We start from the raw sequence: 15,570 nt of genomic DNA, 5'->3' as shown, positions 1-15,570 counted from the left end.
GCACGCGCGTCGAGGGATGCGACGACGGCGCCCTCCCCGTGGGGAGGACGCCGTCGAGGGTCACATGGGGCGGGTCAGCGCCCGAGGAACTTCTGCAGCGAGGCGAGCTCCTCCTCGCTCGGGGCGCCGTTCGCGCCGCCCTTCGCACCGCCGGCGAGGCCGAAGCCCGAGCCCGCGGGAGCCGTCGGGCCACCGATGCGCTGGCCGGACGCGAGCGCGGCGTTCTCCTGCGCGCGCTTGGCCGGGTTGCCGGACTTCGAGCCCTTCTTCTTCTGCTGCACGGGCTTGCGGCTCGAGTGCGCACCGGGCATCGGGCCCATGCCGGGGATCTGCGGCATGCCGCCGCGCGCGACCGTGCGCATCATCTTCGAGGCCTGCTCGAAGCGCTGCACGAGGCCGTTGACGTCGGTGACCGTCATGCCGGATCCGCGGGCGATGCGGAGTCGACGCGAGCCGTTGAGGAGCTTCGGGTTCTGGCGCTCGGCCTTCGTCATCGACTGGATGATCGCCTCGGTGCGGACGATCTCCTTCTCGTCGAAGTTCTCCAGCTGCTCCTTCATGGCGCCCATGCCCGGGAGCATGCCCATCATCTTCTTGAGGGAGCCCTTGCCGCGGAGCTGCTGCATCTGCTTGAGGAAGTCGTCGAGCGTGAAGCTGTCGCTCGCGAGCTTCGCGGCGACCTCCATCGCCTCCTCCTCGTCGAAGGCCGACTGGGCCTGCTCGATGAGGGTGAGGATGTCGCCGAGGTCGAGGATCCGGCTCGCCATGCGGTCGGGGTGGAAGGGCTCGAAGTCGTCGAGGCCCTCGCCCGTGGAGGCGAACATGATGGGGCGGCCCGTGACGGAGGCGACCGAGAGGGCCGCGCCGCCGCGCGCGTCGCCGTCGAGCTTGGAGAGCACGACGCCCGTGAAGTCGACGCCGTCCTGGAACGCCTTGGCGGTGGCGACCGCGTCCTGGCCGATCATGGCGTCGATGACGAAGAGGACCTCGTCGGGATCGGTGGCCTTGCGGATGTCCGCGGCCTGCTTCATGAGCTCCTGGTCGACGCCGAGGCGGCCGGCGGTGTCGATGATGACGACGCTGTACTGCTTGTCGACCGCGTGCTTCATCGCGTCCTTGGCGACGCGCACCGGGTTGCCCTTCCCGTTGCCGGGCTCGGGCGCGAAGACGGGGACGCCCGCCTGCTCGCCGACGACCTGCAGCTGCTGCACGGCGTTGGGGCGCTGGAGGTCGGCCGCGACGAGCATGGGCGTGTGCCCGTCCTTCGCGAGCCACTTGCCGAGCTTGCCGGCGAGGGTCGTCTTGCCCGCGCCCTGGAGGCCGGCGAGCATGATGACCGTCGGCGGCCTCTTGGCGAAGGTGATGCGGCGCTGCTGGCCGCCGAGGATCCCGACGAGCTCCTCGTTGACGATCTGCACGACCTGCTGGGCGGGGTTCAGCGCCTGGCTGACCTCGCCGCCGAGGGCGCGCTCGCGGACGGAGGCGGTGAACGCCTTAACGACGTCGAGCGCGACGTCCGCCTCGAGCAGCGCGCGGCGGATCTCGCGGACGGTGCCGTCGACGTCCGCGGCGCTGAGCTTGCCCTTGCCGCGCAGGTTCTTGAAGGTCTCGGCGAGGCGGTCCGAGAGTGTTCCGAAGGTAGCCATGGTGGGTCCAGCTTAACCGGCGCGGACCAGCCGCCGGTCCAGCGCCCAGGTGGGAGCCCGGATCAGCCGACGAGGTCCTGGACGACGACGCGGGGGCCGAGGATCCCCGGCGCCCGGGTCAGCCGACGAGGTTCTGGGCGAAGACGTGGGGGGTGAAGCCCGTGAGGTCGCCGATGCCCTCGCCCTGGCCGATGAGCTTGATGGGGATGCCCGTGCGCTCCTGCACGTTGAGGATGAAGCCGCCCTTGGCTGATCCGTCGAGCTTCGTGATGACGAGGCCCGTGACCCCGCCGTGCTCGATGAACGCCTGCGCCTGCGCGAGCCCGTTCTGGCCGGTGGTCGCGTCGAGCACGAGGAGCACCTCGGCGATGGGCGACTGCTTCTCCACCACGCGGCGGATCTTCGACAGCTCGTCCATGAGGCCGCCCTTGGTGTGCAGCCGGCCGGCCGTGTCGATGATGACCATCTCGGTGCCCGTGCGCATCGCGTGCTCGACGGTCTGGAAGGCGACGCTGGCGGGATCCTGGCCGGGCTGCTGCGGGCGCACGATCTCGGCGCCGGCGCGGTCGGCCCATGTGGCGAGCTGGTCGACGGCGGCGGCGCGGAAGGTGTCCGCCGCGCCGACGACGACCGTGCGGCCGTAGTTGCGGAGGAACTTCGCGAACTTGCCGATGGTGGTGGTCTTGCCGACGCCGTTGACGCCGACCACGAGGATGACGGCGGGGCGGGCGCTGAGCTTGAGCGTGGGGTCGTGCTTCGCGAGGCGCTCCTCGATGCTCTCGCGGAGCATGCGCTGGAGGTCGCGCGGGTCGGTCGTGCGGTAGCGCTCGACCTTCTGGCGGAGGTCGTCGATGGTGGCCTCGGTGACGTCGGGGCCGAAGTCCGCGGTGATGAGGGCGGTCTCGAGGTCGTCCCAGGTGGTCTCGTCGATCGTGGGCTTCGCGAACATCCCGCGGAGCGCGCCGGAGAGGGACCAGGGGGTGCGGGCTGCCATGTGCCCAGCGTAGCCGCGGGTCAGGAGGCGGCCGGCTCCTCGCGGGCGGGCCCGGGCGCGGTGTCGGGCGCGGCGTCGGCGGCCGGACCGGGCGCGGCGTCGGTCCCCTCGTCGGCCGGCGTCGCGGGACGCTCGTCGCGGCTCACGCGCTGGCCGACGACCGCGCTGACGCCGTCCTGCCGCATCGAGACGCCGTAGAGCGCGTCGGCGATCTCCATCGTGCGCTTCTGGTGCGTGATGACGATGAGCTGCGACGTGTCGCGGAGCTGCTCGAGGATCGTGAGCAGGCGGCCGAGGTTGGCGTCGTCGAGGGCCGCCTCCACCTCGTCCATGATGTAGAACGGGCTCGGCCTCGCGGTGAAGATCGCGATGAGCAGGGCCACGGCCGCGAGCGACCGCTCCCCGCCGGACAGCAGGGACAGGCGCTCGATGCGCTTGCCCGCGGGCCGCACGCTCACCTCGATGCCCGTCGTGAGCAGCTGCTCGGGATCCGTGAGGTGGATGCTGCCGGTGCCACCCGGGAAGAGGATCGGGAACACGCGGTCGAACGCCTGCCGGGTGTCCTCGAACGCGGCCGCGAACACGCCCTGCATGGTGCGGTCGATGTCGTCGATGATCGTGAGCAGGTCCTTCCGCGTCGCGGTGAGGTCGGCGAGCTGCTCGGTGAGGAACAGGTGGCGCTGCTCGAGCGCGGCGAACTCCTCGAGCGCCAGCGGGTTCACGCGGCCGAGCTGGGCGAGCTTCCGCTCCGCCTGCTGCAGTCGCGCGCGCTGCTCCTCGCGGTCGAAGGGCCGGGTGGGGACGGGCTCGGCGTCGGATGCGTCGTCGTGCGCCGGTTCGGCGGGGCGCGCGTCGTCGTCCGCCGGGTCGGGAGCGGAGCCGGGCAGGGACTCCCCCTCGGGATCCGCGTCGGCGTCCTCGCGATCGGCGTCCTCGGGATCCGCGTCCTCGCGATCGGCGCGCGGACGCTGCCGCGGCGGGAGCGGCGCCTCGTCCGGGACGGGCACGTCGGGTCCGTACTCGGCGACGAGCACGTCCTCCCCCAGGCCGAGCTCGCTCGCGGCGCGCTCGAGCAGCTGCGACACCTGGAGCCGCTTCTCGTAGATCTGGAGCTCGAGGCCGTGAACGTCCTCGGTGATCCCGTGCAGGCGCGCGCGCAGCTCGGCCTCCTCGCGGCGGAGGGCGGCGAGCTCGGCGTTGCGGCCGGAGCGCGCCTCCTCGGCGCGCACCAGGAGGAGCCGCGCCTCCGCCGTGCTGCGGTCGGCGGCGCGCACGACGGCGGGCAGGGCGTCGGCGACGGACGCGGCGCGCGCGATCTGCCGGCGGCGGATCACCTGGCGGCGGGCGGCCTCCTCGGCCGCGGCGCGCTCCGCGGCGACCCGACGCTCGAGCGCGACCGTGCGCTCCTGCTCCGCGCGCACGCGCTCGCGCGCCGTCTCGACCTGCAGGCGGGCCTCGATCTCGGCCTCCCGCGCGGCCTCCCATTCGGCGACCAGCGCGTCGCGTCCGCTCGCGTCGAGGACGGGGCGGGGGCGGGATCGCGCGTCGTCGAGCGCGCGGCGGGCGGCGTCGGACGCGGCGACGGCCTCGTCGACGGATGCGCTCGCGAGGTCGAGGCCGCGCTGCACGCGGGCGAGCTCGGCCGCGGCCGACTCAGCCTGCGCGCGCGACCGGCTGAGTCGCTCGGCGTGGGCGGCGAGGCGCGCATCGGCCTCGCGGAGCCCGCCGAGCGCCGTGGCGGCGCGCTCCCGGGCGGCGCGCAGGCGCTCGCGACCGGCCGCGAGGTCCACCTGCAGGTCGTCGATGCGGGCGCGGACGCCGGTGAGCGTCCCGGCCGCGGCCTCGCGCGCGGCGACGAGCTCGAGCTTGGAGCGTGTGGCGCCGGATCCGCCGCGCAGCACGTGCGCCGAGACGACGTCGCCGCCGCGCGTGATCACGGTGGCGGGGGCGTCGGGACCGTGCGCGAGGGCGACCGCCTGCGCGAGGTCGTCGACCACCACGACCCCGGCGAGGATCCGCCGCACGCCGTCGGGCGCGTCGACGACGGAGGAGACGGGGACGGGACCCGAGGCGTCGTCGGTCGGTACCGCCGCCTCCCCCTCGCCCGGACCGGCGACGACCACCTCGACGCGCCCCAGGTCGTCGTCGACCGCGCGGCGGAGGGCCGCGACGGCGTCGTCGTGCGTCTCGGCGAGCACGGCGTCGGCCAGGGTGCCGAGCGCCGCGGCGACGGCGGCCTCGTAGCCCGCCTGCACGTGCACGTGCTCGGCGAGGAGGCCGCGGATGCCGGGGAGGCCGGCGGCGACGAGGTCGCTGGATCCGTCGCGCTGGTCGAGCGCGCTCGCGAGGGCCTGCTCGCGCGCGGCCAGGGCGTCGCGCTCGCGCTCCTTCGCGTGCAGCTCCTCGCGCACGGACTCGATGGCGGACTCCTCGGCGGCGACGTCGGCCTGCGCGTCCTCGTAGGCGCGCGTCAGCTCGGACCCGCCCTGCTCGTCGGCCTCGCCCTCCGCCTCGCCGCGTTCGCGCTCGGCCTCCGCGGCGGCCAGCCGAGCGCGCGCCGCGTCGAGCGCGTTCTGCTGGCGGAGCACCTCGCCGCGGACCGCGGCCAGCCGGGATCCCGCGGTCTCGGCGCGGCCCGTGAGCCCGGCGATCTCGAGGTCGTGCCGGGAGACGAGCGCGCTCTGCGCCTGGATCTCCTCGTCGAGCGCGTCGAGCGCCTGCCGTGCCGCCGCCGTGGACCGGCGCGCGGACGCCCACCCCGCCTCCGCCTCGCCGATGAGCGTCACCAGCCGTTCCGCCTCGTCGCGGGACTCCTGCACCTGCGCCGGGCTCGTGCCCGCTGCCGCCTCCGGGGCGTCGTCGGCGGATCCGAGGAGCGCGAGCCGCTGCTGCGCCAGCGACAGCAGGTTGCGCAGGCGCTCCTGCACCTGCTCGAGCGCGAAGGCCGTGCGGCGGGCGCCGTCGACCTCGTCGCCCTCCTGCGCCTCGACGATGCGCTCGGATCGGAGGACCGCCCGGTCGAGCTTCTCCTGCAGCACCATGCGCTCGGTCGTGCGCTCCTCCTCGGTGCGCGTGTGCTCCGCGAGGGCGCGACGCAGCGTGACGACCTCGTCGGCCACGAGCCGCGCCCGGGCGTCGCGCACGACGGCGGCGACCGTCTGCGCCTGCCGCGCGACCTCCGCCTGGCGTCCGAGCGGCTTGAGCTGGCGCCGGATCTCCCCGGCCAGGTCGTTCAGACGCGTGAGGTTCGCCTGCATCCCCTCGAGCTTGCGGAGGGTGCGCTCCTTGCGGCGGCGGTGCTTGAGGATCCCGGCGGCCTCCTCGATGAAGCCGCGCCGCTCCTCGGGGGTCGCGCGCAGCACGTTGTCGAGGCGGCCCTGGCCGACGATGACGTGCATCTCGCGGCCGAGCCCGGAGTCGCTCAGCAGCTCCTGCACGTCGAGCAGGCGGCAGGACGTGCCGTTTATCGCGTACTCGCTGCCGCCGTTGCGGAACAGCGTGCGGCGGATCGCGACCTCGGTGTAGTCGATGGGCAGTGCGCCGTCGGCGTTGTCGATCGTGAGCGTGACCTCCGCGCGGCCGAGGGGTCCGCGCGTGGACGTGCCGGCGAAGATGACGTCCTCCATCTTGCCGCCGCGGAGGGTCTTGGCGCCCTGCTCGCCCATGACCCAGGCGAGGGCGTCGACGACGTTCGACTTGCCGGATCCGTTCGGCCCGACGACGCAGGTGACCCCCGTCTCGAACTGGAACGTGGTCGGCTGCGCGAACGACTTGAACCCCTTGAGGGTCAGGCTCTTCAGGTGCACGCCCGCCGCCCTCCTCGCCTCGTGGTCTGGATCACGGTACCGGACGGGCGCCGGGCATCCGGGAGCCGCGACGGGTTGCGCATCAGTCCGCCCGGACCACCGCGTCCGGCAGCGCCTGGCACCGCGGGCAGTAGTGGCTCGACCGGTTCATGAACGCCTCGCGCACGATCGGCGTGCCGCAGCGCGGGCACGGCTTCCCCTGCTGCCCGTAGGCGTTGAGCGAGTGCGAGAAGTAGCCGGAGGCGCCGTTGACGTTCACGTACTGCGCGTCGAAGCTCGTGCCGCCCTCCGCCAACGCCTTCGCGAGCACGTGCCGCACCTCGGCGAGGAGCTTCAGCGCGCGGCCCCGACCGAGCCGATCCGTCGGGTGGGCGTAGTGGATCCTCGCCGCCCACAGCGCCTCGTCCGCGTAGATGTTGCCGATGCCGCTCACGAGCGTCTGGTCGAGCAGCGCGCGCTTGATCCCCGTGCGCCGCCGCGCCAGCCGGTCGAGCAGCAGCTCGTCGTCGAACGCGGGGTCGAGCGGGTCGCGCGCGATGTGGGCGACCTGCGTCGGCACGAGGGCGGCGGCGGATCCGCGGCCGCCCGCGTGCCCGTCGGGCGTCGGGACGAGGCGGTCGACGGCCATCGACCCGAAGATCCGCTGGTCGACGAAGGCGACCACGAGCTCGCCGTGCCGCGGGTGCTCGATGCCCATGCGGATCCGCAGCAGGCCGTCGGGGTCGGACCCGGGCTCCCGGAGGAGCACCTGCCCGCTCATGCCGAGGTGGGTGACGAGGGCGCGTGGGCCGGTGCCGTCGCGTCCGGCGTCGGCCTCGAGCGGCAGCCACAGGAACTTGCCGCGACGGACCGCGGAGGTGATCACGCGGCCGACGAGCAGTTCGACGAACGCGCCCTCGAGCGGGTCGTGCCGTTTGAGCGACCGGGCGTCGAGGATCTCGACGCCGGTGATCCGAGCACCGGACACGGCGGGCTCGAGGCCCGCGCGGACGACCTCGACCTCTGGGAGCTCGGGCACCGCGGGTCAGGCCGTGGTGCGCGCCTCGAGGCGCGTCCACGCCTCGAGCGCGGCCGTCATCTCGGCCTGCTTCTTGCTGGATCCCTCGCCCGTGGTCCGCACGGCGTCGCCGACGGTGACGACGGCGTGGAAGCGCTTGCTGTGGTCGGGTCCGCTGTCGCTCACGTCGTAGACGGGCGCGGGCAGGCCCTGGCGCGCGGCGCTCTCCTGGAGCGCGGTCTTCGGGTCCATGGCGGCGCCGAAGCGCGCGGGATCCTCGAGGAGCGGCGCGATGAGGCGGAGCACGAGGCCGGTCGCGGCCTCTCCCCCGGCGTCGAGGTACGACGCCCCGATGATGGCCTCGACGGTGTCGGCGAGGATCGACGACTTGGCGCGACCGCCCGTGAGCTCCTCGCCGCGGCCGAGCAGCAGGTGCTCGCCCAGCCCGATGCGGGTGGCGACCTCCGCGAGGGCGACGCTCGAGACGAGGCTGGCGCGCCGCTTGGCGAGCTCGCCCTCGTCGAGGTCGGGGTTCTCGAGGTAGAGCATGACCGTGACGGCCTGCCCGAGGATGGAGTCACCGAGGAACTCGAGGCGCTCGTTGTGCGGGATGCCGCCGTGCTCGTACGCGTACGAGCGGTGGGTGAGCGCGAGCTCGAGGAGCTCGGGGCTCACGTCCACGGCGAGGAGGCGCCGGAGCGCGTCGCGGTCGCCGTGGACGCGGGATCCCTGGGTGTCGGTCATGTCCGACGTACCGTGCGGGTCGCGACTAGACGTCGGCGACCTTGCGGCCCTTGTACTCCATGTACAGGGGCGTGCCGGCGGCGTCCTCGATCACGCGCGCACGGTGCGGCATGGAGTAGACGACCTTGCCGTTCTCGATGGTCTTGACGAGCGTGGGAGCCTCGGCCTTCCACTGCGAGCGACGCGCGCGCGTGTTGGATCGGGACATCTTCCTCTTGGGTACAGCCATGGCTAACTCTCATCTCTCTGCGTTTCGGTGTCGGCGTCTTCACGCGCCGCACCGCTGTCTTCGGAAGCTCGGAAGCCGGACAGGGCCGCCCAGCGCTGATCGATCACGGGCTCCGGGTCGGAGTCCGCCAGGACCAGGCTGATGCCGGGACCCAGATCGAGATCGAGGTCCTCGCCCGGCACTTCGGGCTGGAACGGCAGTGAAAGGACCACCGCATCCCGGATGACCGGCTCCAGGTCCACGTGCTCGTCCTGGACCTGGTAGTCGAAAGCTTCATCAAGAGAGTACGCGAACATCTCCGCGAAATCGACCTGGACACGCTCCTGCATGTCGGCGAGGGTGCGCGCGGACTGGCCGTCGGCCACCGTGTCGACCTCGCCGGTGGCCAGGATCCCGTCGTGGAGGGACTCGAGGCGCACGGTGACGTGCATTTCCCGGCCGGCGGGGACGGCGATGAGGCCCTCCCCCATGCGCTCGGGGGTGACGATGGTCAGGTCGAGCTCGCGCATCTCCCCGGGGCGGTGCACGATGTCGTGCACGTGGACCGTGAATGGGGTCTTCTGGAACCTGGACACCCGTAGATCCTACGGGGCGTCAGCCGGCGCGCCGGACGGCCAGCGCCTCCGCGACGGCCGGCGGCACGTACGGCGCGACGTCGCCGCCGAGCGCCTCGACCTGGCGCACGAGCGAGCTCGAGACGTGCGCGTGCGCGGGATCCGGGAGCAGCAGCACGGTCTCGACGTCGGCGAGGTCGCGGTTCACGAGCGCCATGGGCGTCTCGTACGTCACGTCGAGCTGCGACCGGACGCCCTTGACGAGCACGGTCGCGCCGATCCCGCGGCAGTACTCGACGAGGAGGCCGGCGCCCCACGAGTCGACGCGGACGGATCCGGGGAGGCCGGCGTCGCGGATCACGCGCTCGATGAGGCGGACGCGCTCCTCGAGCGGCAGCATGGGCGTCTTCGCCGGGTTGTGCACCACCAGCACGACGAGCTCGTCGTAGAGGCGGGCGGCGCGGCGGATCACGTCGAGGTGCCCGAGCGTGACGGGGTCGAACGATCCGGGGACGACGGCGATCCGCTGCATCCCGCCAGCCTAGGGCGGGGACGCGTCAGTTCTTGTCGAGGAACGCGCGCTCCTCGTCGTCGAGCCGTCGGGCCAGCGCGCGGGCGAGGGCGGGATGGCCCGCGAGGTCCGGCGACGCCTCGAGCACGTCGTGGGCGTGCTCGCGGGCGGACTCGATGAGGTCGCCGTCCTGCGCGACCCGCAGCAGCCGGAGCGACGAGCGGCCGCCCGACTGGTTCGTGCCGAGGACGTCGCCCTCGCGGCGGAGCTCGAGGTCGACGCGCGCGAGCTCGAAGCCGTCGAGGGTCGCGGCCACCGCGTCGACCCGCTCGCGCGCGACGGTCTCGGGCTCGGCGTGGGTGACCATGAGGCAGAGGCCGGGCACGCCGCCGCGGCCGACGCGGCCGCGCAGCTGGTGCAGCTGGGAGACGCCGAAGCGGTCGGCGTCGAGGATCACCATGGTCGACGCGTTCGGCACGTCGACGCCGACCTCGATGACGGTCGTGGCGACGATGAGGTCGATGTCGCCGGCGGAGAACGCGCGCATCACGCGGTCCTTCTCCTCCCCCGTCATGCGGCCGTGGAGGACGGCGCGGCGGACGGATCCGAGGCGCGGGTGGGCGGCGAGGAGCGCCTCGACCTCGGTGACGGTCGCGAGCGCCGGGCGCGTCGGCGCGTCCGCGTCGCCGCCGCCCGCGTCCTCGTCCTCCGCCTCGGGATCCTGCGGGTCGATCGCGGGGCACACGACGAACGCCTGGCGCCCCTTCTGGATCTCCTCGGCCGTGCGCTCCCACACCCGCTCGATCCACCGCGGCTGCTCGTGCAGCGGCACCACGAACGACTCGATGGGCTGCCGCCCGCTCGGCAGCTCGGCGATGGTCGACACGTCGAGGTCGCCGAAGACCGTCATCGCGACCGTGCGCGGGATCGGCGTGGCCGTGAGCACGAGCACGTGCGGCGGGGTGCCGCCCTTCCGCCGGAGCGCCTCGCGCTGGTCGACCCCGAAGCGGTGCTGCTCGTCGACCACCACGAGGCCGAGGTCGAGGAACTCGACGCGGTCCCCGAGGAGCGCGTGCGTGCCGACGACGATGCGCGCCTGGCCGCTCACGATGCGCAGCAGCGCGCGCTTCCGCTCGGCGGTCGACAGCTGGCCGGTGAGCAGGGTGGGCATCAGCTCGGCGGCGAGGTCGGGGCCGAGCGACGCGGTGAGCGAGCGGAGGTGCTGGCTCGCGAGCACCTCCGTGGGCGCGAGGAGCGCGGACTGGCCGCCGGAGTCGGCGACCGCGAGCATCGCCCGGAGCGCGACGAGCGTCTTGCCGGAGCCGACCTCGCCCTGCACGAGCCGGTTCATGGGCCAGGTGCGCGCCATGTCCGCGGCGATCTCCTGGCCGACGAGCCGCTGGTCGCCCGTGAGCTCGAACGGCAGCTGCGCGTCGAGGCGGTCGAGGTGGCCCCCGGGGGTGGGGATCCGCGGCGTGGCCGGGAGCGCGCGCGCCGCCTGCCGTCGCTGCAGCAGCGCGGTCTGCAGCACGAAGGCCTCCTGGAATCGGAGCGCGTCGCGGCCACGCCTCCAGTCGACGTCCTTCTCGGGCCGGTGCACGCCCTCGAGCGCCTCGCGGTACGGGAGGAGGCCGCGCTCGGCACGCACGTCGGCCGGGACGGGATCCTCGAGGTCGTCCACCGCGTCGAGCGCCAGCTCCACGGACTTCGCGACCTGCCAGCTCGCCATCGAGGCGGTGGCCGGGTAGATGGGGATGGGCATCTCGGCCCAGCGGCGGGCGGCTGCGTCGGGCTCGCCGCCCGAGAGCGCCGGCCCCTCGTGCGCGTCGAAGAGCTCGTAGTCGGGGTGGGCGAGCTGGAGCGCGCCGCGGTAGTCGCTGACCTTGCCCGCGAAGATCCCGCGGACGCCGGGCACGAGGTCCTTGGCGCGCCACGCCTGGTTGAAGAAGGTGAGGGTGAGGAAGCCGCGGCCGTCGGTGATCCGCACCTCGAGGATGCTGCCGCGCCGCGCCCGCATCGGGCGCTCCCGCACCTCGCGCACCTCGGCGACGATGGTGGCCTGCTGGTCGACGGGCAGCTCCGCGAGGGCCGTGAGCTCGCCGCGGCGGGCGTAGCGGCGCGGCAGGTGCTCCAGGAGGTCGGCGACCGAGCGCAGCCCGAAGGCCTTCTGCAGGACGCCGGCGGTGCGGCCGCCCACGACGCCCGCGAGCGCGGCGTCGGATCCGGTCATCCTCCGAGTGTACGAGGGGCGTCCGACGCCGACGGCCCGGCGGGCGGCGGGGCCGCCGTCCCGTCGCCGGCCCCGTCGTCGGACCGCGGTCGGCGGCGCACGAGCGAGCGCGGGGCGGCCAGGGCGAGGATCCGATCGACGCGGCTCGCGCGGGCACGCAACGCGTCGGCCAGCGCGCCGAGCGCGGCCGCCTGCGCGGCGCCCGTCGCGGCGTCGACGGGGACGTCGGCCCGGGCGAACCGCTCCCGCTCGCGCGCGGTGACGAGGAGCGCCACGGGGTCCGCCAGCGACGGGTCGTCGCCTGCGAGGCGACGGCCGAGCTCCCGCGGCGAGTCGGTGTCCGGCACGCGGATCCCGAGGTCGACCGCCTGGTCCTCGGCCTCGCGCCAGGCCGTGCCCGCCGGGGCGTCACCCGCCTCGAGCGCGCGGAGCCGGCCGGCGCGCCGGGCGCGGCGCAGCAGGGCCGGGGTCGCGAGGAGGGCGAGCACGAGGAGCACGAGGGCGACCGTGCCGAGCGCGGCCCACGGGATCCGGACGCCCGCGGCGCCGCTCGCGCCGGGCGCGGCCGACGTGGTGGGCGCAGGCGTCGCGGACGGGGCGGCCTCCGTGGGCGCGCTCGGCGACGCGGACGGCGTGGGCGCCGCGGTCGGCGCGGCCGACGGCTGGGCGTAGGGCGCCGCCTGGCCGCGACCCGGGGTGGGCTCGAACGCGATCCAGCCGATGCCGGAGAAGTACAGCTCCGGCCACGAGTGCAGGTCGTGGGATCCGACGCGGTAGGTGATGAGGTCGCCGTCGCGCCCGACCTGGTCGCCCGGCAGGTAGCCGACGGCCACGCGCGACGGGATGCCGGCCTCGCGCGCCATGATCGCCATCGCCGAGGCGAAGTGCACGCAGTAGCCCGAGCGGACGCGGAGGAACTCCCCCACGACGTCGACGCCGCTGCCGTCGTAGCCCTGCTCGACGGGCGCCTCCTCCGAGTAGCGGAACTGCCCGCCGGTGAAGAACTCCTGGAGCGCGAGCGCCTGGTCGTACGGCGCGTCGATCCCGGCGAGGACGTCCGCCGTGGTCGAGGCGATGACGGCCGGGGTGCCGGCGGGGACCTGCAGGTACGGTTCGAGGTCGTCGTCGGTCGCGGGCGCCACGGCCTTCAGCTGCTCGCGCTCGGGGCGCGGCAGCTCGCTGGTCACGGTGTAGCTCTGGTCGCGGCTGTCGGAGTCAGACGAGCGGATCGCGAGGCCCTGCTCGGACCAGCGCCAGGAGCCCTCGAGCCCGGTGACGCTGCGGGGCGCGTACGGCGCGGGGAGCCAGGCGCTCGAGGAGCCCTCGACCTGCACGCGCGTCTCGACCTCCTCGGCCGGGACGCCGGGTCCGGAGCCGAGGTCCGGCCCGATCGCGTCGACGGTGTTCCCGTCCGGCGGCCGCAGGGGCGACGGCGCCCACTCGTCGCCCTCGAAGCGCGAGAGCGTCGTGACCTTGAAGTAGAGGGGCGTCAGCGACGCGGTCGAGTAGCGGAGGGCCTCGACGTCGACGGGGCGGCGGAGGTCGTCGCCGAGGTCGAGGATCGGGTTGACGACGCGCGAGCCGCCCTGGCCGGAGCCGGACGCCGTGGGGAAGGTCGCGGACGTGAGGCCCGGGACGATCGCCGGGGCGACGAGGGAGAGCACCACCGCGCCGCCCGCGAGCGCGCCCGCGGAGGCGAGCGTCGTCCGGGCGGATCCCGCGCGGCGGCCGGGCGCCGACCGGAAGGGCGACGGCGGGGGCGATGGACGCGCGCCGCCGAGGAGGCCGGATCCGCGCCAGCCGCCGTCCCCGTCCGTCTCGCGCGCATCCGCGGCGAGCACCGCGAACCAGGCGAGCGCCGTCACGGCGAAGGACGCCACGGAGAACTCGCCCGCGAGCACGGCGCCGGGGACGGAGACGAGTACGAGGAGCGGCAGCCCGGTCACGGCCGGCAGACGGAGCGCGTGCGCGAGCACGTCGAGCACCACCGCGAGCGCGCCGAGCGAGGCCACGACGACGAAGACGATGGAGGCGAGCGGCGGCACGGGAGCCGAGCGCCGGTAGATCTCCTGGCCGGCCTGGTCGCCGACGGCGAGGAGCGTGCGCACGGTCTCCGGAGTGGGGATCACGCCGAGCACCGCGGTGCGCCCGGCGAACACGAGGGTCACGACGAGCACGAGGACGACGAGGCCGCCGAGCGAGGCGAGCAGGCGCGGCACGCCGACGGAGCGGAGCAGGGCGGCGGATCCGAGCACGGCGGCGACCACCACGACGCAGAGCACGAACCACGCGCCGGGCTCGACGAGGAGGTGGAGGCTGGCGGCGCCCGCGAGGAGGGCGACGCCCAGGGCGGCGGTGAGCGGCCAGCGGGCGGCGGCGCGGCCCGCGCCCCGTCCCCCGCCACGACGGCCGGGCCCGGATCCGCGGCCGCCGGACCGGTCCCCGGGTCCGCCCGCGCGCTCCCCCGGCAGCGGGCGCGGCTCCACGGTCCAGTGCTCGCGGCCGCCGAGGCCGACGGCGTCGAGGTCGGTCATCGTGCCATCTCCTCGGTGCGGGCCGCGCCCCACGCGTCGGCGGGGCGGGTGTCCTCGTCGAGGACGACGGTGCGCCAGCCGGCCTCGCGGAGGATCCGCAGGGCCTCGCGGTCGTCGCGTCCGTCGACGCGGCCCGCGTGGGCGAGGAACGCCACGGCGGGGCGGCAGGCGGAGCCGAACCCGGCGAGCCGGTGCGCCTCGTGCTCGTCGAGGTGGCCGAGCACGGCGTGGATCGGGACGGCGCGGCGGCTGCGACGCAGCTCGGCCAGGGCCTCCTGCACGCCGTCGCGCTCGGGGTCGACGGCGGCCGGTCGCACCTCCGCGAGGTGGAGGAGCAGGTCGCCCTCGGCGGCCGCGTCCCCGGGCCGTGCCGAGACGGCGGCCTGCCGGTCGGATCCGGCGGCCGTCTCCACGAGGTGCACCGCGTACCCGCCGCGCTGCAGGTGCACGCCCACCGACGCCGCGAACGCGACGGCGCGCTCGAAGGCCCGGTCGCCGTCGCCGTCGTCGTCGGCGTGCAGGGGGAAGCCGGCCGCGCGCGTGTCCAGCAGCACGAGCGAGCGCGGGCTCGACCGCTGCTCCTCCTGCCGCACCATGAGCTCGCCGTGCCTCGCGGTGGCGCGCCAGTGCACGCGGCGGAGCGGATCCCCCGCGCGGTACTCGCGCGTGCCGAGGTCGTCCTCGCCGCCGTCGGCGCGCCGCTGCACGCGCTCGGACTCGCCCTCGGAGGACACCTGCCCGCCGGGCTCGGCCTCGAGGTCGGCGAGGCGCGGGGTCACGACGAGCCGGGAGGTGCCGCCGGCGACGTGCCGCAGCCCCATCAGGCGGAAGGGGTCGTGCTCCTCGACGGCGAGCGGGCCCACCTCGTGGATCCCGCGTCGCTCGGGCGTGAGGTCGTAGCGGAGGACGGCGCGCGGGGCCGAGCGGCGGGATCCGCGCGGCACGCCCCGCAGCGACGGCAGCTCGGCGGGCGGCGTCGCCCCGTCGGATCCGGGGACGAGGTCGAGCACCCACGAGCGCGGCGTGGGCATCGTCCCGGTGTTCGCGACGGACACGGTGACGGTGGTCGCCGTGCCGGACTCGACGACCTCGGACGTGAAGGCGCGCTCCACGTGCAGCCGCACCCGGGCGATCACGAGCCAGGCGGCGGCGAGGAGCGGCAGGGCGATGAGCGCGACGCCGATGAAGACGAACTCGCGCCGGCCCGCGATGAAGGCGCCCGCGAACGCGGCGACCCCGGCGGCGAGCAGGGCGATGCCGCGGAGGGTCGGATGCGGGACCGCCTCGATGCCGATCCGGCGCATCAGGCGCGCGAGGCGCGGCAC

Annotated in this window: 11 protein-coding genes; all 11 read right to left on the bottom strand. The window is 74.9% G+C overall.

Going from position 1 to position 15,570, the window contains the following annotated elements; genetic code table 11:
- Positions 1–74: 74 nt before the first annotated feature.
- The gene (gene ffh / locus BFL37_RS08350; RefSeq protein WP_086514670.1) at positions 75–1,646 is read right to left on the bottom strand and encodes a signal recognition particle protein; all 1,572 of its coding nucleotides are present in this window, start codon (positions 1,644–1,646) and stop codon (positions 75–77) included.
- 118 nt (positions 1,647–1,764) lie between these two features.
- On the bottom strand, positions 1,765–2,640 hold the full coding sequence (gene ftsY, locus BFL37_RS08345; protein WP_012038048.1) for a signal recognition particle-docking protein FtsY: 876 nt from the start codon (positions 2,638–2,640) through the stop codon (positions 1,765–1,767).
- 20 nt (positions 2,641–2,660) lie between these two features.
- Positions 2,661–6,446, bottom strand: a complete 3,786-nt coding sequence (locus BFL37_RS08340) for an AAA family ATPase (RefSeq protein ID WP_086514669.1) — start codon at positions 6,444–6,446, stop codon at positions 2,661–2,663.
- A gap of 82 nt (positions 6,447–6,528) precedes the next feature.
- Entirely contained in the window at positions 6,529–7,464 is a 936-nt protein-coding gene (gene mutM, locus BFL37_RS08335) for a bifunctional DNA-formamidopyrimidine glycosylase/DNA-(apurinic or apyrimidinic site) lyase (RefSeq protein WP_086514668.1), read from the bottom strand.
- Between the two features lie 6 nt (positions 7,465–7,470).
- Complete coding sequence (gene rnc / locus BFL37_RS08330) at positions 7,471–8,187, bottom strand: ribonuclease III (RefSeq protein ID WP_012038044.1); 717 nt, start codon at positions 8,185–8,187, stop codon at positions 7,471–7,473.
- Positions 8,188–8,212: 25 nt separating this feature from the next.
- Positions 8,213–8,416, bottom strand: coding sequence for a 50S ribosomal protein L32 (rpmF, locus tag BFL37_RS08325; protein WP_012298174.1), 204 nt, complete (start codon positions 8,414–8,416; stop codon positions 8,213–8,215).
- A gap of 2 nt (positions 8,417–8,418) precedes the next feature.
- Positions 8,419–8,991: a YceD family protein gene (locus tag BFL37_RS08320; RefSeq protein ID WP_086514667.1), complete on the bottom strand. Its 573-nt coding sequence runs from the start codon at positions 8,989–8,991 to the stop codon at positions 8,419–8,421.
- A gap of 19 nt (positions 8,992–9,010) precedes the next feature.
- Complete coding sequence (gene coaD / locus BFL37_RS08315) at positions 9,011–9,502, bottom strand: pantetheine-phosphate adenylyltransferase (RefSeq protein WP_086514666.1); 492 nt, start codon at positions 9,500–9,502, stop codon at positions 9,011–9,013.
- 25 nt (positions 9,503–9,527) lie between these two features.
- Complete coding sequence (locus tag BFL37_RS08310; RefSeq protein WP_086514665.1) at positions 9,528–11,711, bottom strand: ATP-dependent DNA helicase RecG; 2,184 nt, start codon at positions 11,709–11,711, stop codon at positions 9,528–9,530.
- Positions 11,708–14,245 (bottom strand): transglutaminase TgpA family protein, encoded by a 2,538-nt coding sequence (locus BFL37_RS08305; RefSeq protein ID WP_086514664.1) that lies wholly within the window; start codon positions 14,243–14,245, stop codon positions 11,708–11,710. Before BFL37_RS08305 ends, BFL37_RS08310 begins: the two co-directional genes overlap by 4 nt.
- Positions 14,242–15,570 carry a DUF58 domain-containing protein gene (locus tag BFL37_RS08300; protein WP_241533918.1) on the bottom strand — a complete coding sequence of 443 codons (1,329 nt, stop codon included), beginning with the start codon at positions 15,568–15,570 and terminating at the stop codon, positions 14,242–14,244. Before BFL37_RS08300 ends, BFL37_RS08305 begins: the two co-directional genes overlap by 4 nt.

The sequence above is a fragment of the Clavibacter michiganensis genome (genome assembly GCF_002151125.1).
Taxonomy (GTDB): domain Bacteria; phylum Actinomycetota; class Actinomycetes; order Actinomycetales; family Microbacteriaceae; genus Clavibacter; species Clavibacter michiganensis_C.
Note: the sequence above shows the minus strand (reverse complement) of the source record. Positions and strands in the feature narration are given on the sequence as shown.